Source organism: Planctobacterium marinum (assembly GCF_020687805.1).
GTDB classification, from domain to species: domain Bacteria; phylum Pseudomonadota; class Gammaproteobacteria; order Enterobacterales; family Alteromonadaceae; genus Planctobacterium; species Planctobacterium marinum.
Genome location: NZ_JAJEWQ010000001.1, coordinates 1,134,073 through 1,156,549, shown reverse-complemented (window position 1 = coordinate 1,156,549; position 22,477 = coordinate 1,134,073). Strand labels below are relative to the sequence as shown.

Annotated in this window: 24 protein-coding genes; 16 read left to right on the top strand and 8 right to left on the bottom strand. The window is 45.3% G+C overall.

The window, feature by feature from the left end; genetic code table 11:
* Nucleotides 1-9: 9 nt before the first annotated feature.
* Nucleotides 10-774 carry a TatD family hydrolase gene (locus LJ740_RS05130; RefSeq protein WP_229527968.1) on the top strand — a complete coding sequence of 255 codons (765 nt, stop codon included), beginning with the start codon at nucleotides 10-12 and terminating at the stop codon, nucleotides 772-774.
* Nucleotides 775-807: 33 nt separating this feature from the next.
* Here the strand turns inward: LJ740_RS05130 and LJ740_RS05125 are convergent, their stop codons facing one another.
* A complete protein-coding gene (locus LJ740_RS05125; protein WP_229527967.1) occupies nucleotides 808-1,383 on the bottom strand; it encodes an AhpA/YtjB family protein in 576 nt (191 codons plus the stop codon).
* Between the two features lie 114 nt (nucleotides 1,384-1,497).
* Here LJ740_RS05125 and serB point away from each other — a divergent pair, with 114 nt between their 5' ends.
* Complete coding sequence (serB, locus tag LJ740_RS05120; RefSeq protein WP_229527966.1) at nucleotides 1,498-2,559, top strand: phosphoserine phosphatase SerB; 1,062 nt, start codon at nucleotides 1,498-1,500, stop codon at nucleotides 2,557-2,559.
* A 39-nt stretch (nucleotides 2,560-2,598) separates the two neighbouring features.
* Here serB and LJ740_RS05115 read toward each other — a convergent pair whose 3' ends face one another.
* The gene (locus tag LJ740_RS05115) at nucleotides 2,599-3,195 is read right to left on the bottom strand and encodes a Yip1 family protein (RefSeq protein WP_229527965.1); all 597 of its coding nucleotides are present in this window, start codon (nucleotides 3,193-3,195) and stop codon (nucleotides 2,599-2,601) included.
* A 258-nt stretch (nucleotides 3,196-3,453) separates the two neighbouring features.
* On the opposite strand from LJ740_RS05115, the gene miaE reads away from it, so the two are divergent.
* From miaE to arsC, 10 genes are all read left to right on the top strand, one after another.
* On the top strand, nucleotides 3,454-4,242 hold the full coding sequence (miaE, locus tag LJ740_RS05110) for a tRNA isopentenyl-2-thiomethyl-A-37 hydroxylase MiaE (protein ID WP_229528048.1): 789 nt from the start codon (nucleotides 3,454-3,456) through the stop codon (nucleotides 4,240-4,242).
* A gap of 26 nt (nucleotides 4,243-4,268) precedes the next feature.
* Nucleotides 4,269-4,859, top strand: coding sequence for a DUF938 domain-containing protein (locus LJ740_RS05105; protein WP_229527964.1), 591 nt, complete (start codon nucleotides 4,269-4,271; stop codon nucleotides 4,857-4,859).
* A gap of 13 nt (nucleotides 4,860-4,872) precedes the next feature.
* Nucleotides 4,873-5,799 (top strand): DUF808 domain-containing protein, encoded by a 927-nt coding sequence (locus LJ740_RS05100; RefSeq protein ID WP_229527963.1) that lies wholly within the window; start codon nucleotides 4,873-4,875, stop codon nucleotides 5,797-5,799.
* Nucleotides 5,800-5,836: 37 nt separating this feature from the next.
* Complete coding sequence (locus LJ740_RS05095; protein ID WP_229527962.1) at nucleotides 5,837-6,421, top strand: YqaA family protein; 585 nt, start codon at nucleotides 5,837-5,839, stop codon at nucleotides 6,419-6,421.
* A gap of 32 nt (nucleotides 6,422-6,453) precedes the next feature.
* Nucleotides 6,454-6,903, top strand: a complete 450-nt coding sequence (locus LJ740_RS05090) for a hypothetical protein (protein WP_229527961.1) — start codon at nucleotides 6,454-6,456, stop codon at nucleotides 6,901-6,903.
* Nucleotides 6,891-7,415, top strand: a complete 525-nt coding sequence (locus tag LJ740_RS05085; RefSeq protein ID WP_229527960.1) for a MerR family transcriptional regulator — start codon at nucleotides 6,891-6,893, stop codon at nucleotides 7,413-7,415. Before LJ740_RS05090 ends, LJ740_RS05085 begins: the two co-directional genes overlap by 13 nt.
* 82 nt (nucleotides 7,416-7,497) lie before the next feature.
* Nucleotides 7,498-7,830: a metalloregulator ArsR/SmtB family transcription factor gene (locus LJ740_RS05080; protein WP_229527959.1), complete on the top strand. Its 333-nt coding sequence runs from the start codon at nucleotides 7,498-7,500 to the stop codon at nucleotides 7,828-7,830.
* Nucleotides 7,831-7,832: 2 nt separating this feature from the next.
* On the top strand, nucleotides 7,833-8,303 hold the full coding sequence (locus tag LJ740_RS05075; protein WP_229527958.1) for an arsenate reductase ArsC: 471 nt from the start codon (nucleotides 7,833-7,835) through the stop codon (nucleotides 8,301-8,303).
* Nucleotides 8,304-8,332: 29 nt separating this feature from the next.
* Entirely contained in the window at nucleotides 8,333-9,022 is a 690-nt protein-coding gene (gene arsH / locus LJ740_RS05070) for an arsenical resistance protein ArsH (protein WP_229528047.1), read from the top strand.
* Nucleotides 9,023-9,046: 24 nt separating this feature from the next.
* On the top strand, nucleotides 9,047-9,475 hold the full coding sequence (arsC, locus tag LJ740_RS05065; protein WP_229527957.1) for an arsenate reductase (glutaredoxin): 429 nt from the start codon (nucleotides 9,047-9,049) through the stop codon (nucleotides 9,473-9,475).
* Nucleotides 9,476-9,483: 8 nt separating this feature from the next.
* On the opposite strand, the gene LJ740_RS05060 is transcribed toward arsC, so the two are convergent.
* The 4 genes from LJ740_RS05060 to LJ740_RS05045 all read right to left on the bottom strand — a co-directional run bounded on the left by LJ740_RS05060 (nucleotide 9,484) and on the right by LJ740_RS05045 (nucleotide 11,937).
* Nucleotides 9,484-9,753 (bottom strand): hypothetical protein, encoded by a 270-nt coding sequence (locus tag LJ740_RS05060; RefSeq protein WP_229527956.1) that lies wholly within the window; start codon nucleotides 9,751-9,753, stop codon nucleotides 9,484-9,486.
* 271 nt (nucleotides 9,754-10,024) lie between these two features.
* On the bottom strand, nucleotides 10,025-10,450 hold the full coding sequence (locus tag LJ740_RS05055; RefSeq protein ID WP_229527955.1) for an organic hydroperoxide resistance protein: 426 nt from the start codon (nucleotides 10,448-10,450) through the stop codon (nucleotides 10,025-10,027).
* Nucleotides 10,451-10,570: 120 nt separating this feature from the next.
* Nucleotides 10,571-11,008 (bottom strand): MarR family winged helix-turn-helix transcriptional regulator, encoded by a 438-nt coding sequence (locus LJ740_RS05050; RefSeq protein ID WP_229527954.1) that lies wholly within the window; start codon nucleotides 11,006-11,008, stop codon nucleotides 10,571-10,573.
* A 68-nt stretch (nucleotides 11,009-11,076) separates the two neighbouring features.
* Nucleotides 11,077-11,937, bottom strand: a complete 861-nt coding sequence (locus tag LJ740_RS05045) for a LysR family transcriptional regulator (RefSeq protein ID WP_229527953.1) — start codon at nucleotides 11,935-11,937, stop codon at nucleotides 11,077-11,079.
* Between the two features lie 134 nt (nucleotides 11,938-12,071).
* Here LJ740_RS05045 and LJ740_RS05040 point away from each other — a divergent pair, with 134 nt between their 5' ends.
* The 4 genes from LJ740_RS05040 (at nucleotide 12,072) to gcvP (ending at nucleotide 17,923) form a co-directional block, all read left to right on the top strand.
* Entirely contained in the window at nucleotides 12,072-12,869 is a 798-nt protein-coding gene (locus tag LJ740_RS05040; RefSeq protein ID WP_229527952.1) for a hypothetical protein, read from the top strand.
* Between the two features lie 435 nt (nucleotides 12,870-13,304).
* Complete coding sequence (gene gcvT / locus LJ740_RS05035) at nucleotides 13,305-14,384, top strand: glycine cleavage system aminomethyltransferase GcvT (RefSeq protein ID WP_229527951.1); 1,080 nt, start codon at nucleotides 13,305-13,307, stop codon at nucleotides 14,382-14,384.
* Nucleotides 14,385-14,461: 77 nt separating this feature from the next.
* The gene (gcvH, locus tag LJ740_RS05030; RefSeq protein ID WP_229527950.1) at nucleotides 14,462-14,851 is read left to right on the top strand and encodes a glycine cleavage system protein GcvH; all 390 of its coding nucleotides are present in this window, start codon (nucleotides 14,462-14,464) and stop codon (nucleotides 14,849-14,851) included.
* Nucleotides 14,852-15,019: 168 nt separating this feature from the next.
* Nucleotides 15,020-17,923, top strand: coding sequence for an aminomethyl-transferring glycine dehydrogenase (gene gcvP, locus LJ740_RS05025; protein WP_229527949.1), 2,904 nt, complete (start codon nucleotides 15,020-15,022; stop codon nucleotides 17,921-17,923).
* A 312-nt stretch (nucleotides 17,924-18,235) separates the two neighbouring features.
* On the opposite strand, the gene LJ740_RS05020 is transcribed toward gcvP, so the two are convergent.
* Entirely contained in the window at nucleotides 18,236-21,868 is a 3,633-nt protein-coding gene (locus LJ740_RS05020; protein WP_229527948.1) for a type I restriction endonuclease subunit R, read from the bottom strand.
* 9 nt (nucleotides 21,869-21,877) lie between these two features.
* On the bottom strand, nucleotides 21,878-22,477 hold the full coding sequence (locus LJ740_RS05015) for a hypothetical protein (RefSeq protein WP_229527947.1): 600 nt from the start codon (nucleotides 22,475-22,477) through the stop codon (nucleotides 21,878-21,880).

The window sequence follows — 22,477 nt, the reverse complement described above, 5'->3', positions numbered from 1 at the left end:
GGCTATCAAATGATTGATAGTCACTGTCACCTGGACTTTGCAGAATTTGACGCCGACCGCCCTCAGGTTTGGCGCAATGCGCAAGCCAAAGGTCTGACAGGGCTATTGCTGCCTGGTACTCAGGCTTCGCGCTTCTCACATCTCCAATCAATTGCACAACAACAAGCGGGTTTTTACTACGCACTGGGCTTACACCCCTGGTTTCTCAATGAGCAAAGTAGTGCAGATTTGGAAGCGCTGGAGCAACTGCTGCAAGATACCCAAAGCGATCCTAAACGCATCGCCATCGGTGAAACCGGACTGGACTTTCACATAGCTGTTGAACCGGCTTTGCAATTGCGGGTGTTTGAGCAACACCTGACACTGGCGCAACACTTTAACCTGCCGGTGATAGTGCATCACCGTAAATCCCATAACGACATTTTGCGTTTACTGAAACGCTATCCTGATGTTACCGGCGTTATTCACGCTTTTTCCGGTAGCAGCTATGAAGCTGAAAACTATGTTAAAGCCGGTTTTATGTTAGGTGTCGGGGGCACTATCACCTATGAACGGGCTAATAAAACCCGAAACGCCTTGCTGGCAGTGGGGCTGGAGCATTTGTTGCTGGAAACCGATGCGCCTTCTATGCCTTTACACGGTAAGCAGGGGTTGCGCAATTCGCCGGAGCACTTGCCTGAAATTGCCGCTGTTTTGGCAACGCTGTTTAACCAGGAAGTTGATAGCATAAGCAGGCAAACAACAGACAATTTTGAGCGATTATTTCTGCGTTAACAGTGTTATCTCAGCAGGTGAATGCGCGTGTTATTAATTTCTGTTTCGCCACAGCGTAAATTTACGGCCCACAATAAAACCAATTATCAGCAACAGGGTTGCGGCAAATACAAACGGACGGTAATTGGCTTGAATCACCGGCAGTAATTGCGTCATCAGTGTTTTGCGACTTAAGGTTATACGTAAAAAGCCCTGAGGTTTGCCATTAACTATCAAATCAGCAATGTAGATTTGTGGTGAAAGCGCCCGGTTGTCGTATAACAACTGTTGAGCCGGTTGCCATTGCTCATTGAACACCGCTTGCCCATCAGGCGCAAATAATACCACTTCTATCACACCGGCCTGACTGGCGATGCTGTTTAGCAGGGTGGTGATAGCTTCATTATCTTTGTCGTTGATGGCCACCGATAATAACTCGGTATATTGATTGAGCAACCGCTCGCCGGTGATGTGTACCCAGTCGTGCCATTTTTCGGTTTGGTAGTTGCGCTCCACCACGTACAGATAAAATCCCACAAGCAACAGTGACACTGCGATCAGCAGGTTAAATACCCGTTTCCAGACGCGTTTTTTACGTTGTTGTTCGCTGAGAATTTCTACCAGTGGCATAGGCGTTTTGGCTGTTTAGTTCTGGGTCATGTTTATTTATTATGAATCTGAGAGTATCACTTTAGGGCGGTTAAAGGGTAGAATTTCACAAAAAGTTATCCAGGACCTGAAAAATTGTATCTCGCTAATTTGTCTCAGCAAAACCTTTTTGATTTTCACCTGTTAGAGCTTTTGGCCAATGCCAGAACCACACTATATAACCTGACTGATAGCCAGTTAAAATTTTCTGCAGAAGCCTCAGTTAATACTGATTCACTGCAACACCAGGATATCACCGGCGAAATCTTACCTAATTTACCTGTCCGGTCGCAGAAGCTGGTGGTTTTAGGCGAAGGGCTGAATCTGGAAAAGCTGGTGAAAGTACAAAATGCGCTGACAGCGGAGTTGGCCTTTGCCGGATGGCATATTAGCCCACGAGCGACCGGTATAGGGGTTGTTGCCAAAGCCTGTGTGACGGGAACGAAGTCCGACATTAATGCAAAACTGGATGACATTGCCAACCAGTTGCATGTTGAAATCGCCCTTGTGGATACACCACCGGTACTTACTCAGGGTGGTTTAATGGTGATGGATATGGACAGCACCCTGATTGCGGTGGAGTGTATCGACGAAATTGCTAAACTGGCAGGACTCGGCGATAAAGTTGCCGAGATCACCGAACTGGCCATGCAGGGCAAACTGGATTTCAAGGAGAGCCTGTATAACCGGGTTGCTTGTCTCAAAGGGGTCGATGTAAGTTTACTGGAAGGTATTCGCGATCGCTTACCGCTGATGCCAGGTGTCTCTAAGCTCATCAGTCATCTGCATCGTCATCAATGGAAAATCGCCATTGCTTCCGGCGGTTTTACTTTTTTTGCTGATTACCTGAAAGCGCGCCTGAACCTGGCTGACGCGGTATCAAATGTGCTGAAAGTGGAAGATGGTAAACTGACCGGCGAAGTGATCGGTGCAGTAGTGGATGCTAATGTTAAGGCACAAACGCTGGAAAGCCTGGCACAAAAATTCGACGTACCGGCGGCGCAAACTATTGCTGTAGGTGACGGTGCGAATGATCTGGTAATGATGCAAGCGGCCGCCTTTGGTGTGGCTTATCATGCTAAACCCGTAGTGCGTCAGCAGGCCAGTGTGGCAATTCGCTTTGGCGGTCTGGATACTTTGCTGGAGTATCTGGATTAGCATTACCACCGGCCATGCAAAGTGGCCGGGGTGAGCTGTCTAATAATAGACAGGATGAAACAACCACCCCCACGCAATGACTGTGGCAATCATAGTGGCAACCAACAGTAAAATCGCGGCTGTTACAATTGAGCTGGCGTAAACAAATCCTTCTTCAACCGGGATGCGCATGATAATCGGTGTACCCACATAAAGTAGGTATATAGAGTAAGCCAGTGCGCCCATGGCAATAAAGCTGAAAAACCACAGTTCCGGATAAAATGCCGCCAGTCCCGACATAAATAGTGGGGTGGCGGTATATGAAGCCAGTTCTAATGATTGTGCCCAGGTAGGTTTGGAATCATAATGCTTACCCATGTAGTGAATGATGTAAGTTAAACCGAAAATACCTGCCAGCAAGACTGAGTAAATGATAATTCCCAATAACAGGGATTCATTGGTATTAAGGTAGATGCGGTCACCGACACCAATACTCCAGCCAAGGTGTCTCGCAGAAAACCAGGCCATTATAGCCGGGATAAAAGTAATAATGGCGATGTGAGAAAGGCTGAACTTCAGGCTCTCATGGCGTTTTTCGATGGTATGCCATTCTTCTTTGGGATGAGCGTATATGCCCCACAAATGATTCAGTACCATTTTAACCTCTTGTTATTATGACGTTAACAAAATGTTAGCGGTTGTTGAGATTTTCATCGACCAGAGCTTAATCGTCAACAGGTTTATTCGGTTTGGGTGAGTTTTTATCCAATGGTGGGCTGGTGCGGGCATCGGTGGAAATTGAGCAAGCCATAAGGTAAAGTTGCCGCCTTTGTATTTGGGCTGAAGTACCATTTCAATTCCCACAGAGTCGAGCAACTCTTGAATTGGTGTAACAGCGGCGTCGTTGAGGCAGACATGCTTGAGAAATACCAGGAGTTATTAGCTCCTATTTATGGCTTTTTACATTGTGAAACTCCGCAAAGCTGGCTGGATGAAGCCACTAAACCTGAAAATTTACATACCGTCTTGTTAGATCATCTGGTGTGCGAGTTAAAAGCAGCACAATCTGCCATGTTGCTCATTCGTAAATATGCAGTGGATCCTGAAAGTACTCAGGCACTGTTAAGTTGGCTCAAGCCCTTTGAAGATTTTACCTATCGCAAACAAGGTGACTGGCGGACGCTGGCGGAGCACAGTCGCCTCAACAAATCCATGGTGCCCCGAGGCGATAAGCCTTTTAGTCAGTCGCTTATCGACAAAATGGTGTTACTAATAAAAGAAGAGTTACACCACTTTTATCAGGTCTTAGAAATCATCCATGATCTGGGATACGAGTATGAGTACGTCAGTTCAAGTCGCTATGCAAAAGGCATGTTAAGTCACACCAAAAACCACGAACCAGATGCCTTTATTGATAAACTGATATGCGGCGCTTATATCGAAGCCCGCTCCTGCGAACGCTTTGCGAAACTGGCGCCCTTAGTGGATGAGCGCCTGGGTGAGTTTTACATTTCCCTGTTGCGCTCCGAGGCCCGACACTATCAGGATTATCTCACGCTGGCTGAAGATATTGCCGGGTGTGATATATCTGAACGCATCGACTATTTTGGTAAAGTGGAGGCACAACTGATCAGCTCTCCCGATGAAGATTTTAAATTTCATAGTGGTGTGCCTGTTGATGCGTTATCCTCAGTTGCAATCTAATAATCAAGCGGGAAACCTCAGCCGCCATGCAAAAACGCTTTAGTCAGGCTTGTGAAAACAATCGCCTTCCCATTCTTACCCAATTAAAAATATATCTCGCCGGGAAACAACATTTGTTGGAAATTGGCTCTGGCACCGGACAGCATGCCAGTTATTTTGCGCCCGAACTGCCACACCTGATATGGCAAACCTCTGACGTTCCGGAAAACCATCCCGGTATCAACGCCTGGCTGGCAGAGGCACACTGCGAAACCTTGAGGCCACCAGTTGCCTTGTGTATCGGGCAGGATGAATGGCCTGAGCGATTATTTGATGCTGTTTACTCCGCCAATACCGCCCATATTATGCAAAAGGAAGAAATCCGGCTGCTAATGCAACTGGTAGCAAAACATTTACCGTCCGGTGGGGTTTTCTGTCAATATGGGCCATTCACTGAGCAGGGCCAGTTCAGCAGTGACAGCAACAGAGCGTTTCATCAACAACTGATCGCGCAAGGTTACGGTGGCTATCGGGATATTGATGAACTCAAAACTTGGGTTCAGGGACAGGGTCTGACACTCAAAGAGATAATTAATATGCCCGCCAACAACCTCATGCTGGTCTGGGTAAAAGTCTGAAAGGAACAACACAATGGCAGCAAGTAGTTTATTAGCGTTAATTGACGATATTGCCACTATTCTCGATGACGTGGCGGTGATGTCCAAAGTGGCTGCAAAGAAAACCGCTGGCGTACTGGGAGACGACCTGGCTCTGAACGCTGAACAGGTATCAGGCGTGAAATCCGAGCGGGAATTACCTGTGGTGTGGGCAGTGGCAAAAGGCTCATTCCTTAATAAGTTTATTCTGGTACCCTCGGCACTGCTTATCAGTGCCTTTTATCCACCGCTTATTATTGTACTGCTGGTTATAGGCGGCTTGTATTTGTGTTTTGAAGGCTTTGAAAAAGTCTTTCATAAACTGTTCCACGCTCAGCAGGACAAAGAGCATGATCAGGCGTTATTGCAGGCGGCAAAAAGTTCAGCAGAGAGCTTAAAGGCTTTTGAGCAGAAAAAAATTAAAGGGGCAATACGCACTGATTTTATCTTGTCAGCCGAGATTATTGTTATCGTGTTAGGCACGGTGCAGCATGAGCCTATGCTGCAACAAATATTGGTATTAAGTGGGCTGGCGCTGGCATTTACCGTAGGCGTATATGGCCTTGTAGCCGGTATAGTGAAACTGGATGATTTAGGACTGTATTTGCTGGAATCGGGCAACAAACTTAAAACCGCCATCGGGCGGGGATTATTGGCCTTTGCGCCCTTTTTGATGAAGACCTTGTCTGTGGTGGGGACCCTGGCGATGTTTTTGGTGGGCGGGGGTATTTTAGTGCACGATGTCCCATTTTTGCATCACATGGAAGAAGCATTAATGCAAACTGTGTCTGGCGTAGTGGGCACTAGCGGTTTTTGGGCCGGGCTTGTATCTTTGATAAATTCTCTGGTTGTCGGCGTTATAGCTGGTGGTTTGTGTTTGTTGCTATGGTGTGGTGTGAGTCGCTTCAGGGTGGCGTCCTAACCTCGTTGGAGGTGCTGATTTTGGGCTCTGAAATTTTATGAACCAGGTAAATACTCATCTTGCCGATAAACTTTTGTCTTTAGCACGTTCTAAAATGGTTTATCCGGTGTTGGTGTTAGTTTCGTTTCTGGAATCTATTTTAATTCCGGTACCACTGGAAGCCATTCTGATCCCTTTGATGCACAACAACCGGGAAAAAATAAACTGGCTGGCAGCTTGTGCCTTACTGGGGTGTGTTATTGGTGCCATCACCGGGTATCTGGTGGGAATGCTGTTTTACGAGCAGTGGGCAGAGCAACTTTATCGCTTATTTGGCGATCAACAAAGCTTTAACCAGGTGATCAGTGCCATCGAAGCTCAGGGCTTTGTTTATATTCTGGCTGTAGGTGTAACGCCCATTCCCTTTCAGGTGGCAATGTTGGGGGCGGGCGTAGCGCAATATCCATTCATGTTGTTCCTGCTCGCCACACTCCTGGCTCGCGGTATCCGCTATTTTGGTTTAGCGCTACTGGTTTATTATTTTGGTCCGGCTGCTGGCAAAATGTTTAAACGCTATAAGTATCCCATGGCCGCGGCATTTACCCTGGTGTTTATCGGATTTCTTTATTTTCAGTTTACCTGATCACCGCTATACAGTTCAGCATGGAGTTTTTATTGAGAGAAAACCCTATGCATCAGCCTTATCAATTTACCCGGGACGAAGAGATATTCGTTCAACAATTCCAAAACTGTAGTTTGCCTGCAGAGCAATTTGACCATCTTGGTCATATCCGACTGACATTTTTGATGTTACAGCGCTATCCTCAGGAAATTGCCACTGAAAAAGTGTTAACTGGCATCAAAGCTTATGCCGCGTCGCTGGGCGCAAAAGACAAGTTTCACAAAACGTTAAGCTGGTTTATGGTGCAATTGATAGCCAGTCGTATGACCACGCAGGCAGGCACTAATTGGGCTGACTTTACGACGAATAATCCAGATATAATCTACGATAATAAAGCCTTAGTACTGCAATACTATCAGGCTGACAGGTTACACAGTGACAAGGCGCGAAATTCCATCCTTTATCCAGATCTAAAAGAACGTGGAGCAGAATGTATAGTATAGGCAAACTGGCCAGTGAACATGGTTTATCCAGAGGGACACTGCTTCACTATGATCGCATTGGATTGTTATCGCCATCGGGGCGAAGCAATGCCGGTTATCGCTTGTATTCTGAGCGGGACAGAGCGCGATTAAAGCAGATTTGTCATTACAGGAGTACCGGTCTCAAACTGGATGAAATCAGCTTGTTGCTGGAGAAAGGGGGCGATACCAGTGAAATCTTACGCCAGCGCTGCCAGCTCATCAGTCAGCAAATAAGCCAGTTAAAACAGCAACAACACCGGCTGCTTGCTATGTTAAACAACTCTCAATTAAAAGAGTCAGGACAAATCCTGAGTAAAGCGCAGTGGGTAGCCATTCTACGCAATTGCGGTATGGATGATGCTGCTATGTGGCAATGGCATCGGGAATTTGAACGTGCTGAACCAGAGGCTCATACCCGGTTTTTACAAAGCCTGGGCATTGATGAAGCAGAAATTCAGCACATAAAAGCGCGTTCCGTTAGAGCGATCTGACCTTTGCTGCAAAATTTTTCGTAGACGCAAGTTTCAATATATGTGAATATTCATATATGTAAAAAAACATATGTGTTTAGTCATGAATCCATTAAAATTTTTCAAATGCCTTGCGGATGAAACCCGCCTGAAATCATTGCTGTTAATTCAGCAGGTGGGAGAGGCTTGCGTATGTGATTTGATGCATGCGCTGGATCTGGAACAACCCAAGATATCCCGACATCTGGCAGATCTGCGACGCTGTGAAATTGTACAGGACGAGCGCCGTGGTAAATGGGTTTATTACCGGTTACACCCAAATTTGGCCTCCTGGGCCAAAGATGTACTGGCACTGGCAGCCAGTGACAACCCTGACTTTTATGCAACCAGTCTGCAACGCCTGCAATCTCAGATAAATTGTTGCCCACAGGATTAACTATGAAAATTCTTTATATCTGCACCCATAATCGCTGTCGAAGCATCCTTTCAGAAGCGATAACCAATGAACTTGCTCATGGCCTGATTGAAGCCCGTAGTGCCGGCAGCCAGCCCGTTGGTGAGGTTCATCCTCTTTCTATTAAGTATCTTAGCGAAGCTGGCTATGCAACCGAGGGTTTGCAAAGCCAGTCCTGGGATGAGTTTGAAGATTTTGCGCCTGATGTGGTGATCACCGTATGTGACTCTGCCGCCGGAGAGAGTTGTCCGGTGTGGTTTGGAAAATCAGTAAAAGTCCATTGGGGATTATCCGATCCGTCAAAACTGCAGGGCAGTGAAGCAGAAATTAAGCAGGCATTTATGGAATGTATCGAAGAGATCAAAACCCGGGTGCTGTCGCTGGCCGAAGTCGCCGCGCTAAATCATAGTCCGGAGACTTTAAAATCAGAACTGGCCAAATTGGGAGCTAAATAGTGAATATCACGGATAAAAACATGCCAAATATGGATATGGCGCAAGTGCAAACCCCCACATTTGAACAGGTGAAACCGATCGATTTACCGCACCCTCCCAGGTTTTTATTGCTGCATGGTTCGCTCAGGGAGCGTTCTTTTAGCCGCCTGGTGATTGCTGAATGTGCCCGAATTCTTGAGCACTTTGGCGCAGAAGTGAAGATTTTCGATCCCCATGGCTTGCCTCAAACCGACACAGAAGAAGTGGATCATCCCAAGGTTCAGGAATTAAGAGAGCTGATGACCTGGTCTGAAGGGCAGGTGTGGTGCTCGCCGGAGCGTCATGGTTCCATGACCAGTATCTTCAAAAGCCAGATTGACTGGGTTCCTTTGTCTTTAGGCGCGGTGCGCCCCACGCAGGGTAAAACCTTGGCGGTGATGCAGGTGTGCGGTGGCTCACAATCCTTCAACGTCGTACAGCAATTGCGACAACTGGGGCGCTGGATGCGCATGGTGACTATTCCCAATCAGTCTTCAGTGGCAAAAGCCTTTTTAGAATTTGATGATAATGATCGCATGAAACCGTCGGGTTACTACAACCGCATCGTGGATGTCATGGAAGAGCTGATGAAGTTCACCTTATTGCTACGTGGTAATAAAGATTACTTTGTTGATCGTTATTCTGAGCGGGTGGAAACCGCTGAAAAACTGATGCAGCGAGTTAATCAACGCAATATGTAAACCCAGTCAAACAGAGGGGGATTCATGGTAGTTATTCATCACAATCCTGAATGTGGTACTTCAAGAAACGTACTTAAAATCATTCATGACGCAGGTTATGAACCCGTTGTTGTCGAGTATCTGCAACAGGGCTGGACCCGGCCTCAATTACAGGCGCTGTTTGCCGCCGCCGGGTTAACCCCCCGAACGGCACTGCGCACCACTAAGTCTCCGGCAGAAGCGTTAGGCTTACTGGAGGAAAGTGTTTCAGATGCGGTGATTTTGGAAGCCATGCTGGAATATCCGGTGTTGGTAAATCGCCCCATCGTAGCGACTCCAAAGGGTGTGCGCTTATGCCGTCCCAGTGAAACCGTGTTGTCTTTGTTAGACGACTGGCCAAAAGGGCCTTACTTCAAAGAAGACGGAGAGATGATTCTGGATGCCAATGGCCACCGAACGGGCGGTTCAGAATAAGCAGATCGTTATCTACTTGATTGTCGAAATACCAGCGACTGGGCCAATACCCGAAGTAATGCCAACAGCATTAAACAACATACGCCCAGTTGCAGTGACCGAAAAGCCAGCTCACCTAAGGTTGAAATAGTTAACCGTCCGAGCCTCGATAGTGGGTCTTTAACGTTAACATGGGAGCGGTGATGCTGCTTTTTAACAGGCCCGAATAGGCTCGATAATTTCTGTTTGACATCGTTAACATTGCGCCTGAAGGCAAGGTTTTGTGAGGTTTTGTTCATCAGTAGACCCTCCTGGTTGCAAGTTCGGTTAACTGACTGTCATATTTCTCTTATCGGTAGTTTTAAAAAATTATTTATTTTTCAGTCAGTTTTTCAATTGAATACAGGCTAAGCTGACGAGGGTGAAATTGACCTGAATAAAACTGAATAGGCGGGATACTGCTCCCGTGATGAAGGTGCCCAAACTACGATAAGCGACCTGATTTCAACTTGAAAAGTGGTATTTCTACAAGTTTTTCGACGCCGCTTTTTTGTAGTTTGGGTTTACCTTTTATGCTGCCAGAGTTACCTGCACATCCACATTACCGCGAGTGGCATTGGAGTATGGGCAAACCTGGTGGGCTTTGGCAATCAATGCTTCAGCCACTTCTTTTTCTACTCCTGGCAAGCTGACAGACAAGGCTGCGCTAATGGCAAATCCAGCGCCTTTATCATTTTGACCAATACCTATGGTGGCTTTTACCGACAAGTCCTCTGGCAATTTCAATTTTTCTGCACCGGCGACAAATTTCATGGCGCCAATAAAACAGGCAGAATAACCTGCTGCAAATAATTGCTCAGGATTAGTACCGTCACCACCGGCGCCGCCCAACTCCTTAGGTGTGCTCAGGGTGACAGATAAACGGTTGTCTTCAGACACTGACTGACCATCACGGCCACCGGTTGAAGTTGCTGAAGTTGTATAAACTGGATTCATGGGATCTCCTGCCATTTAGGTTAGTTAAATAAACATTACTGCGATAACAATATTTTGGTTAAAAAAGCTCCGGAGAGCCTTTACGTGTTTAAGTTATCGCAATAACAATTATTATGCAAGTTAATTTTTTGCTATGCGATCTTTCAGGGCAAGAAGCTGTGTTTTCAACGCTGCAACTTCTTCAAGTGAAATACCGCAAGTCTCAGCCAGACAACGGTTAACCGCCAATCCATCTGCTCTAAGTTGTTTACCGTTTTCGGTGAGTGCGATGCTGAGCGCGCGATCATCTTCTTTTCCGCGTATGCGTTTAACCAGTCCCTGTGACTCCATTCGTTTAATTACCGGGGTCAGAGAGCCTGATTTCTGTCCAAGACGTTCCGCCACAAACTTTAAGGTGACGCCATCCTGTTCCCACAAAATCAGCATAATGGTGTATTGGGTATAGGTCAGTCCCAATGGGTCCAGCAAAGGTTTATATGCCTGAGTCATGGCCAGAGACGTGGAATACAGGGCAAAGCAAAGCTGGTTGTCCAGCGCCAGAGGGTTTCGGTTACTCATCTTGATACACTAATAGTTATTGCAGTAGCGTAACAATCCATGGCCTGAGATTCAATGTGTAAATGCGCTTAGTGGCTGAGGTTTACGGCAAGGCGACTTTGAATAAATTCCGCCAGCTTATTGACCGCATCCTTGTTACGTTGCTGGCGTACGGTAAGCTGAATAGCGATCTTACCCAACTGCGGCAAGGTGCTATCTTCAATGATACTGAGGTGATTGGGTACGGTGCTTCGGGCCAGTGCCGTGATCCCCAGGCCTTCCTGAATCGCTGCACTGATGCCGGTGATATCTGAAATAGTATAGCGGATATGGTGGTGCAACCCTGCTTGCGTCAGCCCCACCAACAGCCGTTGTCGATAACGACAGCCTTCGGGGGCAACTACCAAATCTACAGAATTGCTGTTCCTGGGGTGTTTATCTGAGCCCACCCACACCAGATCATCCGACAAAGTAAAATCACTGGCCTCATTTTGCGTATCGGTAGCAATAGTCAGGAGTAAATCAAAGGGCGCGCTGCGGTGTTTTTGCAATAACGAGGCGCTAAGTGATGAGGTCACTTCCAGCGTGACATCCGGGTACATGTTGTTGAATGAACCAATAATAGAGGGCAAAAGTTGCGTGGCGAATTCACTGGGAATGCCCAGTCTCAGATTACCGCTGACAGGTTTTTGCGCAAAAAACTGAAAGATCTGATCGTTTTGTTTAAGCAGAGGAATTGCCAGCTCATAGAGTTTTTGTCCGGCGTGATTCACCACCTGACGTTGTCCTTGTTTTTGAAACAACCGGGTGCCCAATTGCTCTTCCAGCTTTTTGATCTGCAAGCTCACCGCAGGCTGAGAGCGCCCCAAAACCTCACCGGCTCTGGAAAAGCCATCCAGCTCTACCACAGTCACAAATGTACGCAGGTTTTCCAGTGACAGTTGTTTCATCGCAAAATCTGACCCTTGATTGGCAGTCGGCAAAATTGTTAGCAATTGTACCTGAGGCTTCCTTTAAAAACAGGGAACTTTTACACTCAGCTCCACACTAATGTTGCGTTGCCAATAAAATATCAAAGGAACCCATGAAAAAGTCGCCCATTTTTGCTGCCATAGCGTTGTTCGGATTCAGCGTTTATAGCCACGCCAGCTCGCTGGAATTATTACAACAGCGCCTTACCGAATTGCAGGGAACTACACCCATTAATGCACAATTTAGTAATCAGATTGAGAATATTCGAGGTGAGGGCAAAGAGCAGCGTATCAGAACCGGCGAGGCCAGTCTGGCCTTATCTGATGACGGCAGTGGCTTGCAGGTTCGCTACTCCCAGGGGTTGCTGGTGAAGGTAGAAGAAGAACAACTGGCAAAAACCGAAAACGAAGAGATCAACACACCCACAATGATGGCCCTGGAAAATCTTGATGCTATTGATTTTCAAAATATGATTTCAGCCGCCAACAGTTTAGAGCGCGCCATATTAACCAGTGAATATGTCGGGGTGATGGAATCAGATGAAGCGACAGAAGGCGAAACCATACTGCAATTTGACTTGCCACTGGAAGCCATTATTGATGACAAACAAACACGAAGCTATGTGGACAAATTTGAAGGGCAGTTTTTGGTAACGGTAGCAGAAGATGGCACGCCGCTGCGTTCGCGCATCTCGTTTAATGGTAAAGGCCGGGCTTATATCGTGATGAGTGTCAGCGCCTGGTTGGAAAGAGAAACCCAATATCAGTTACACGGTGACAGATTGTTGCAGGTTTCCAGAGACGGAAAAGGCGGCTTTAGTACTTCCTTTTTTCCGGATACCAGTTGGTCCAGTTCAGAATCATTGGAGTTACTGGGGCAAAACGCGTCAATTCAGTTCAGCGCCAATTGAATAAGAGTGTCAACAACTCTACTCCCGAAAAAATAACCCCATTAATAAAGAAAAAACGTCCGGCCTGTGCCGGACGCCAAAAAGCTCGCAGTTAGCAAGTGTGTCACTTAATTATCGAAAACGTTGGTTAACGTATTATCTTGCGTGCTTTTTTATTCGTTTAAAAAATAGACGAATACCGGCTCCTGTTTATTCCTCCTATACTATTTTTATTTCAACAAATTGCACTTAGTCCTTCTTACATTGGGCTTTTTGTTCTTTTTTGAAACACTATTCGATTTAAAGCTATTAAATAGTTAAATGTCATGGCTTAAATGTATTTAAAATTATTATAAGTGTATTTGTAAAAGCAATTTGTTGCCTGCCGGTTAAGCGCCTATAATTTGCGCCACTAAATGCCCTCAAGCAAAGCAGAATACAACGAGAGAACAAGCCATGCTGCAAACAACTCCGCTACATGCCAAACACCTTGAGTCCAACGCTAAGATGGTGGACTTTCACGGTTGGGAAATGCCCCTTAATTACGGTTCACAAATCGAAGAACATCACGCTGTGCGTCAGGACGCCGGTATGTTTGATGTATCTCACATGACCATCGTGGATGTAAAAGGTGCCGATGCTAAAGCGTATCTGCGTTATCTGTTGACTCACGACGTTGATAAATTACAGGTAGCGGGTAAAGCATTGTACAGCGGCATGCTTAACGAAGCGGGCGGTGTAGTAGACGACCTGATTGTTTATTACTTCAACGAGCAGGATTATCGCGTTGTGGTTAACTCTGCTACCAAAGAAAAAGATTTAAACCACCTGAACAAGTACGCTGAAGGTTTCGACGTATCTATCACTGAGCGTCCTGAGCTGGCGATGATCGCGGTGCAGGGGCCAAACGCCAAAGAAAAAGTGGGCAGCATTTTATCTGATGCGCAAAAAGCAGCCGTCGAAGGCATGAAAATGTTTTTCGGTGTTCAGGCTGAAGACTTATTTATTGCTACTACGGGTTACACCGGCGAAGCTGGCTACGAAATTATTGTGTCTGAAGACCAGGCCGCAGCATTGTGGGACAAGCTTTTAGCGGCAGGTGTAAAACCTTGTGGTTTGGGGGCGCGTGATACCTTGCGTCTGGAAGCTGGCATGAATCTGTATGGTCAGGATATGGACGAAACCATTTCTCCTCTTGCCGCCAACATGGGCTGGACAGTTACCTGGGAACCGGAAGACCGTGACTTTGTAGGCCGTGCCGCATTAACCGAATTAAAAGCTACCAGTAATGAAAAGCTGGTGGGCCTGGTGATGACTGAAAAAGGCGTGCTGCGCGCAGGCTTAAAAGTAAAAGCCGAAGGCGGTGAGGGCGTTATTACCTCAGGTACATTTTCACCTACTTTAGGGCACAGTATTGCGATGGCGCGTGTCCCTAAAACCGTTGGCGATACAGTTGAAGTGGAAATGCGCAAAAAGTGGGTTACAGTAAATGTGGTAAAACCCAGTTTTGTGCGCAACGGTAAGTCAGTTTTATAATTTAACTTTTGCTAAACTGAACCGTTATAGAACCGATTAATTCATCAAATTATTAAAGAACTATCCGAGGAAAAACAATGAGTAACATTCCTGCTGAATTACGTTATGCCACTACTCACGAGTGGGTTCGCCCCGAAGGTAATGGTGTCTTCACTGTAGGTATCACTGAACACGCCCAGGAATTATTGGGTGATATGGTATTTGTCGATCTGCCAGATGTGGGTGACGAAGTCAGCACTGGTGACGACGTTGCGGTAGCTGAATCTGTAAAAGCAGCTTCTGACGTATACGCACCAATCAGCGGCGAAATCGTAGCGGTTAACGAAGACCTGGAAGATTCTCCAGAGCTGGTTAACTCTGACCCATACGGCGACGGCTGGTTATACAAAATCAAAGCCGAAGACGAAGCCGAAGTGGAAAACCTGATGGATGCCGAAGGCTACGAAGCCAGCATCGACGAAGATTAATCGTCAAGTGATTATGGGGTCAGAGCCGTTTTTAAACATCTCTGGCCCTTTTTCTTAGTAAGCGCGTAAAAAAATGACAAGGTCAGAGCTACTTTTTAAATGGCTCTGACCTTCAAATTTGAAACTTTAACAAAACGGGTCTGACCCATAGGAAACTGAAGTAGCATCATGTCTGAGCAATCTCTCTCATTATCTCAATTAGAACAAACCGAAGATTTTATTCGCCGCCACATTGGCCCAAGCGAGGCAGAAACCGCCGAAATGCTGGCCACGGTGGGTGCAGAGTCATTGGACGATTTGATGCAACAAACGGTGCCTGGTTCAATCCGTTTACCTGAACCCATGGACGTGGGCAAGGCGGTAACCGAAGCGCAGGCGTTGGCTAATCTCAAGCAGGTAGCTAAAAAGAACAAGCTATTCCGCTCTCACATCGGTATGGGTTATAGCGATGTGCTGGTACCCAACGTTATTTTGCGTAACGTGCTGGAAAATCCAGGTTGGTACACAGCTTACACGCCTTATCAGCCAGAAATTGCCCAAGGCCGTTTAGAAGCACTGTTAAACTTCCAACAACTTACCATCGACTTAACGGGTCTTGAGCTGGCTTCTGCGTCACTGCTGGACGAAGCGACTGCCGCCGCTGAAGCGATGGCACTGGCTAAACGCGTTTCCAAAAACAAAAAATCTAATACCTACTTTATTGCTGACAACGTGCATCCGCAAACTATCGACGTAGTTTGCGCCCGTGCTGAAATGTTCGGTTTTGAAGTGGAAATCGCCGCTGCTGAAAAAGCCGCTGACGGTGATTATTTCGGTGCCTTGTTACAATATCCCGGTACTACTGGTGAAATTACCGATTTATCCAACCTGATTGCTGCCGTTCAGGCCAATAAAGGTATTGTGGCGGTTGCTGCGGATATCATGAGTTTGGTACTGCTTAAAGCGCCTGGCGAGCTGGGTGCTGATGTTGTGTTAGGTTCAGCACAGCGTTTTGGTGTACCTATGGGCTATGGCGGTCCACACGCCGCATTTTTTGCCACCAGTGACAAACACAAGCGCTCACTGCCGGGCCGTATTATCGGTGTTTCTAAAGACACCCGCGGTCGTCCCGCACTGCGTATGGCGCTGCAAACCCGCGAGCAACACATCCGTCGCGAAAAAGCTAACTCTAACATCTGTACAGCACAGGTATTGTTAGCCAACATGGCGTCGTTTTATGCGGTATACCACGGTCCGGAAGGCCTGAAAACTATCGCCAACCGTATTCATCGCTTTGCTGACATTCTGGCTGAAGGTTTAACTCAAAAAGGCTTCCAGCTACGCAACGACACCTGGTTTGACACCATCAGTGTTAACGTCAGCGAAGAGCAAAAAGCCAGTATTATTGCTAACGCGTTAAATGCCGGTATTAACTTAAGAACCGACGTAGACGGCGCTTTGGGGGTGAGTTTTGATGAAACCACCACTCGCCGTCATGTTGAAGACCTGTTCAACGTATTCTGTGGTGAAAATCACGGTCTGGAAGTGGGCGCACTGGATGCACGCATTGTGTCTCAGGGCAGCAAATCAATTCCTGAAGCGCTGAAGCGTACAAGCGATATCCTGACTCACGAAGTCTTCAATCAGTATCACTCAGAAACTGAAATGCTGCGTTACATCAAGTCACTGGAAAACAAAGACCTGGCGCTGAACCACTCAATGATTTCACTGGGTTCATGTACCATGAAGTTAAACGCCACTGCCGAAATGATCCCGGTTACCTGGCCAGAGTTTGGTAGCGTTCACCCATTTGCACCAGTCGATCAGACCCAGGGTTATCAGGAGATGATCACCGAACTGAGCAACTGGCTGATTGAAATCACCGGTTACGACAACCTGTGTATGCAGCCAAATTCCGGTGCTCAGGGCGAATACGCTGGTTTGATCGCGATTCAGAAGTATCATCAAAGCCGTGGCGATGCTCACCGTGACATTTGCTTAATTCCAAGCTCAGCTCACGGCACTAACCCAGCGTCTGCCAACATGGTTGGCCTGAAAGTGGTGGTGGTTGACTGTGATAAGAACGGTAACATCGACATGGCAGACCTGAAGGCCAAAGCCGAAGAGGTTAGCGAAAACCTGTCTTGTATCATGGTGACATATCCGTCTACTCACGGTGTTTACGAAGAAACCATCAAAGAAATCTGCGATATCGTGCACCAGTACGGTGGTCAGGTGTACATGGACGGTGCCAACATGAACGCCCAGGTAGGTATTACTTCGCCTGGTCTGATTGGGTCAGACGTATCCCACTTAAACCTGCACAAAACCTTCTGTATTCCACACGGTGGTGGCGGCCCAGGTATGGGACCTATAGGTGTTAAATCCCATTTAGCGCCATTTTTGCCAGACCACGCCGTAATCAATGTGGTAGAGGGCAACAAAGGCAATGGTGCCGTTTCGGCAGCGCCATGGGGTAGTGCATCAATTCTGCCAATCAGCTATATGTACATTCAGATGATGGGTAGCGAAGGCCTGAAAAAAGCCACTGAAATGGCCATGCTTAACGCTAACTACATCGCCAAGCGCCTTACCGGACACTACGAAGTCTTGTACCGTGGCCGTAATGACCGCGTAGCCCACGAATGTATTATTGATTTACGTCCGCTGAAAGAAGCCAGCGGTGTGACTGAAATGGATGTGGCCAAACGCTTAAATGACTACGGCTTCCACGCGCCAACAATGAGCTTCCCGGTAGCGGGTACGCTGATGATTGAGCCAACTGAATCTGAAGCCAAAGCCGAACTGGACCGTTTCTGCGATGCCATGATCAGCATCCGCGAAGAAATAGCCAAAGTGGAAAGCGGCGAATGGGATGCCATCGACAACCCACTGCACAATGCACCACACACACTGGCCGACATCTGCGACAGTAACTGGAACCGCAGCTACGACAGACAGCTGGCAGCTTACCCAGCCGAAGCCGTGGCCCGCAACAAGTTCTGGCCAACGGTAAACCGCATCGACGACGTATTCGGTGACAGAAACCTGGTATGTAGCTGCCCGAGTGTAGAGACGTACAGAGAAGAATAAGCGATACGCTTTTTCGAATTCTTCTAAAAACCAGGGCCTTTTAGCCCTGGTTTTTTATGGGGGTATTAGTCGTTGTTAGCGAGGAAGGGGCTCGGATTTACTCTATACTAATCATATCACTTTTGATGTGATTAGTATTGTTATCCAAATCACAAAAGTGATTCGATTGGGGGGATTAAAATGAACAAAGTGTCGGCTGATGCCCTCATTTTTTTGTCTGTAATCATTTAAAGGCTTGATATATCTAGTGCATGGACTAATTGTGATTAATATCACTCTTAGTTCAGTCAATTGCCTCGCCAGTTGATTTTACTAGTGGGTTTTTCGTTTTTCCTTTAATTCATCGACAAAGCTATACTCGGTTATAATAATATTTTTATTCTCTTTTTCTTCTGGCTCTGAATCGTCTAGTTCACTATCTAGCATCTTTTTACTTAGCGTTGTTTTGATCGATTTGAATGAACTCTGAATCAAAGCTCCTGCTCCTGTTATTGTTAAAGCTGTTTCCGCCAACTGTATCGCAGGCTCATAATAATTGAGAACAATTTCGAATACAGAGCTGCCCTCACTTACAGAACTGAGAGACCAGATTAAACAATTCTCTTCCTCATCGGCTTCGTTAATATCAATGATATTTAATTCTGATAGCGAAAGCGCTAACTCTTCAATCAATGCAAAATAACCTTCCAAGTGCTTTGGTGTTGATACGCCAATTTCTTTCAATTCTTGGTAATTGCCAAGAACGCTCAGACCCACAACATCATCAACATATGGGATATCAGTTGTTATAGTGATTGACGCTAACTTTGTTACATTGTGAAGTGACTCAATCTGATGTGTGCGATAGAGATTTTTATTCCCAAACTGAAGAGGTAATGGTTCTTTTGATTGGGACTTGCTTGATTTCAATGAATCATAAACTTTGTGAAGCAGGTGCTCAGAAGCTAGCCCTCTAAATTCAGCGTCTCCCATTAGTTTATTAAAAATTTCTTCATTGCCATCCATCCGGTCTATAACAAGGCTGCTAAATGCCTTATTAAATACATACCTGAAGTCATCTATATTGTTTGCTAGTGCAGCAAGCTGTAATTTTTCACTTTCTACAGCCTCTTGCTGAATCTGGTCGAAAAACAATTGGTCAGCTTGAGTGAAATCAGTTCCAAAGCGATCATTAAGTAAATCAACAAGCTCAGATAAACGAATCATACCTTCGCCTTGTTGACCTGTTCCTACATCTGAAGGGCCTTTTAGGGGCTTAGCTTCACCATTATTGAGGTTTATTTGACCTTCGCTTATTTTTTGTAATCGGTAATATTGTAATTCAACATCATCTTCGATGTGATAATCTGGACCACTCGCTTTTCTGGGCAGCTTAGTTAAAAGAAAACGGGCGTATGTATATAACTGCTCTAAGTCTGAGTCTTGGTAAGGAATAACCTGAGACATAAAGGCATACAGGTTACGAAAATCAACTAATAATCCTTTAAACTCAGATCGCTCAGCTTCATCTAATTCTTTAAAGCGCTCAACGGCCTTATCAAGAATATTGTTGAATTTAGCATGATCTGTTTTCGTTTCTTGCCTTCTTGGCTGGAAGTAAACATCACAGAATCGAGTTACTTCTTCTTGAAAGATAATACCAGCCTCATTAATTTGATCTTGAAGACGATACAAGTGTTGTGGGTCTGTCAATTCTTCAGCTTTTACCTCTTCATAGAAGTCTTTAAACGCCCTAAAAATATCTTCCCTTTTATTTTGGAAATCTAATACAAAGGTGTCTTCTTTGCCCGCACACATTCTATTTAGGCGAGAAAGGGTTTGAACAGCTTGTATGCCTGACAACTTCTTATCCACATACATTGTGTGAAGCAAAGGTTGGTCAAAGCCAGTTTGATATTTTTCTGCTACTAATAGCAATTGATATTCGTCGGTATCAAATTGCTCTGGAAGTTCGCTTTCTTTAATACCCCCATTTAGTCCTACTTCGGTATATTCTTTACTTGGAATTTTTGGATCACAAACAGTGCCTGAAAAAGCGACCAATGACTTCACATCATCATATCCTTTTTCTTGAATGTAATGATCAAACATTTTCTTGTATTCGACGGCTTGTAAACGAGAACTCGTTACAACCATTGCTTTTGCTCTGCCACCAATTTTATGTCTTACATGCTGTCTGAAGTGCTCAACCATCACTTCAGTTTTCTGGTATAAATTGGTCGGGTGACTATTTAAGTTTCTCGCTAGTGCTTTGGCTGCTTTTTTTCTCTCGACATGAGGGTCGTTCTCTGACGATTTGGCGATGCCGAAATATGCTTTATATGTCGTGTAGTTTTTAAGGACATCAAGGATGAACTTTTCTTCAATTGCTTGCCTCATTGAATACTTGTGGAAAGGTACTTCCCCTGTGACCGGGCTAGGCTCATTAAATACATGCTTGGTTTTGTATTTTGGTGTTGCGGTAAAAGCAAAGAAACTAATGTTAGGCTGCTTGCCACGTTTCATCATCTCTCGACAAACATCTTCAAAATTGTCGAAAGCGTCATCGCTTAAATCATTTTCAACGACATATTTCGCAGCTTCTTGTTCAACGCCATACTTGTTTAATACACCTTTTAATTCCATCGCAGATTCGCCAGATTGAGAGCTATGAGCTTCATCAACAATTACGGCAAAACATTTTCCAGCAGTGCTAAACTGCAACTCACCATTTAGCTGGTTTTCTTCATTCAGCTTTTCTATTGTTTCCGTAACAAATGGGAATTTTTGTAAAGTGGTTATGATTATTGGCGTACCATTAACCAATGCATTTACAAGCTGTCGTGTATCTTCATCAATTTTCTCAACAACACCTTGTTTGTGTTCAAATTGATATATGGTGTTTTGTAACTGCTGATCTAAAACTCGTCTATCAGTAACCACAATAACCGAATCAAAAATTCTATTCTCTTCTTCGTTATGTAAACTACTTAAACGGTGTGCTAACCAAGCAATTGAATTAGATTTACCTGAACCTGCCGAGTGTTCAACTAGGTAGTTACGGCCTGGCCCAACTTGGTAAGCATGTTTTATTAAGCTCCTAACTGCATCCAATTGGTGGTAACGGGGGAAAATCATGGTTTCTTTAGTGACTTTCTTAATGCCTTTATCGGTGAGAACTCGCTTTTCCTCAACTTGAAGATGCATAAAGCGACCAAGAATATCTAATATGCTGTCTTTGCTAAGTGTTTGCTCCCACAGGTAAGATGTCTTATAAGAATCATTTTGGCTCTCAGGATTGCCAGCTCCGTGGTTACAGCCTTTATTAAAGGGTAAAAAGAACGTTTTATCACCATTAAGCCTTGTTGCCATAAAAACAAGCTGGGTATCAACTGCGAAGTGAACCAAGGTGCGTTTTTTAAATTCGAAAATTAGCTCTTTAGGGTCACGATCATGCTTGTATTGTCGCTTAGCGTGTTCAACGTCCTGACCTGAAAGCTCGTTTTTAAGCTCCATAGTGACAATTGGCACACCGTTGAGGAATAGAACGACATCCAATGAGTTTCTGTGTAAGTTAGAGTAATAAAGCTGGCGTGTAACACTTAAAATATTGTTTTTGTATAAAGCCCAAGTTTCTTCATTTTTGTTGTTATTTGGCGCAAAAAACGCCATTTTAATTTTCTTGCCGTAACACTTAAAACCATGTCGAAGAACTTTTAGCGTACCTCGGGTATTTAACTCTTTGGCCAGTGTATCGACGATTAAATTAGGTGTACCTTCACCATGTATTGTTTCTAGCGCAGACCATACCTTAGGTTGTGTAGTTTGAACAAAGCGAACAACTCGTTGTGGTTCAAGTGCTTTTTCAGTATCAAACTCTTTACTATTACCCTGCTCGTAAAGATGTTTCTCTAGTAGGCAGGCTTCTATTGCATCTTCAAATCGAGCTTCCGTATGTTTTTTCATCGTACTTCCTTACCCAACTAGCACAGGGCATTGATTGTCTAACTCTTCTAATTTCATACCATTCAAATCATCGTAGTGGTAATGGCGAATACTATGATCTCTAATAATATAACCTTCATCATCAACAAAACGACTGGGATCATCCATTGTTGAAAATACAAACTTTTTAAGATGAAGGCGCTTCTTTTCATTGGTGTATAAACTGATAATTGCCTGAACGGCTTTGCACCAAGATTCTGTCGCTGAAAGTTGGTCAACTAAGCTCTCAGGTAAAGAAGCCGATTTAAACTCAATACAATAAACCGACAATTTATTGCGATAAAGCTGGAAAATAACAAAGTCACATCGTTTAGACCAAGGCCGAGCATCGTCTTCTAAGAAATGAAATAGGGGATCTGTGTTACCTTTTTGATTTTTCAAATCCAGTTTGAGCGCAAGTATTTCTCCGCTAAATGCCAAACGCACTTTTTGCTTACGCTCTGCACCACCTGCAAGGAAGATTTTTTCTTCTAAAACAACACGCCCTCCGTCTCGCTTAGTTATTTCATAGGCATTGGTGTTTAAGTATGCCTTCAATCCCCTGAAATATTTGTTTGCATCCACTGCCAT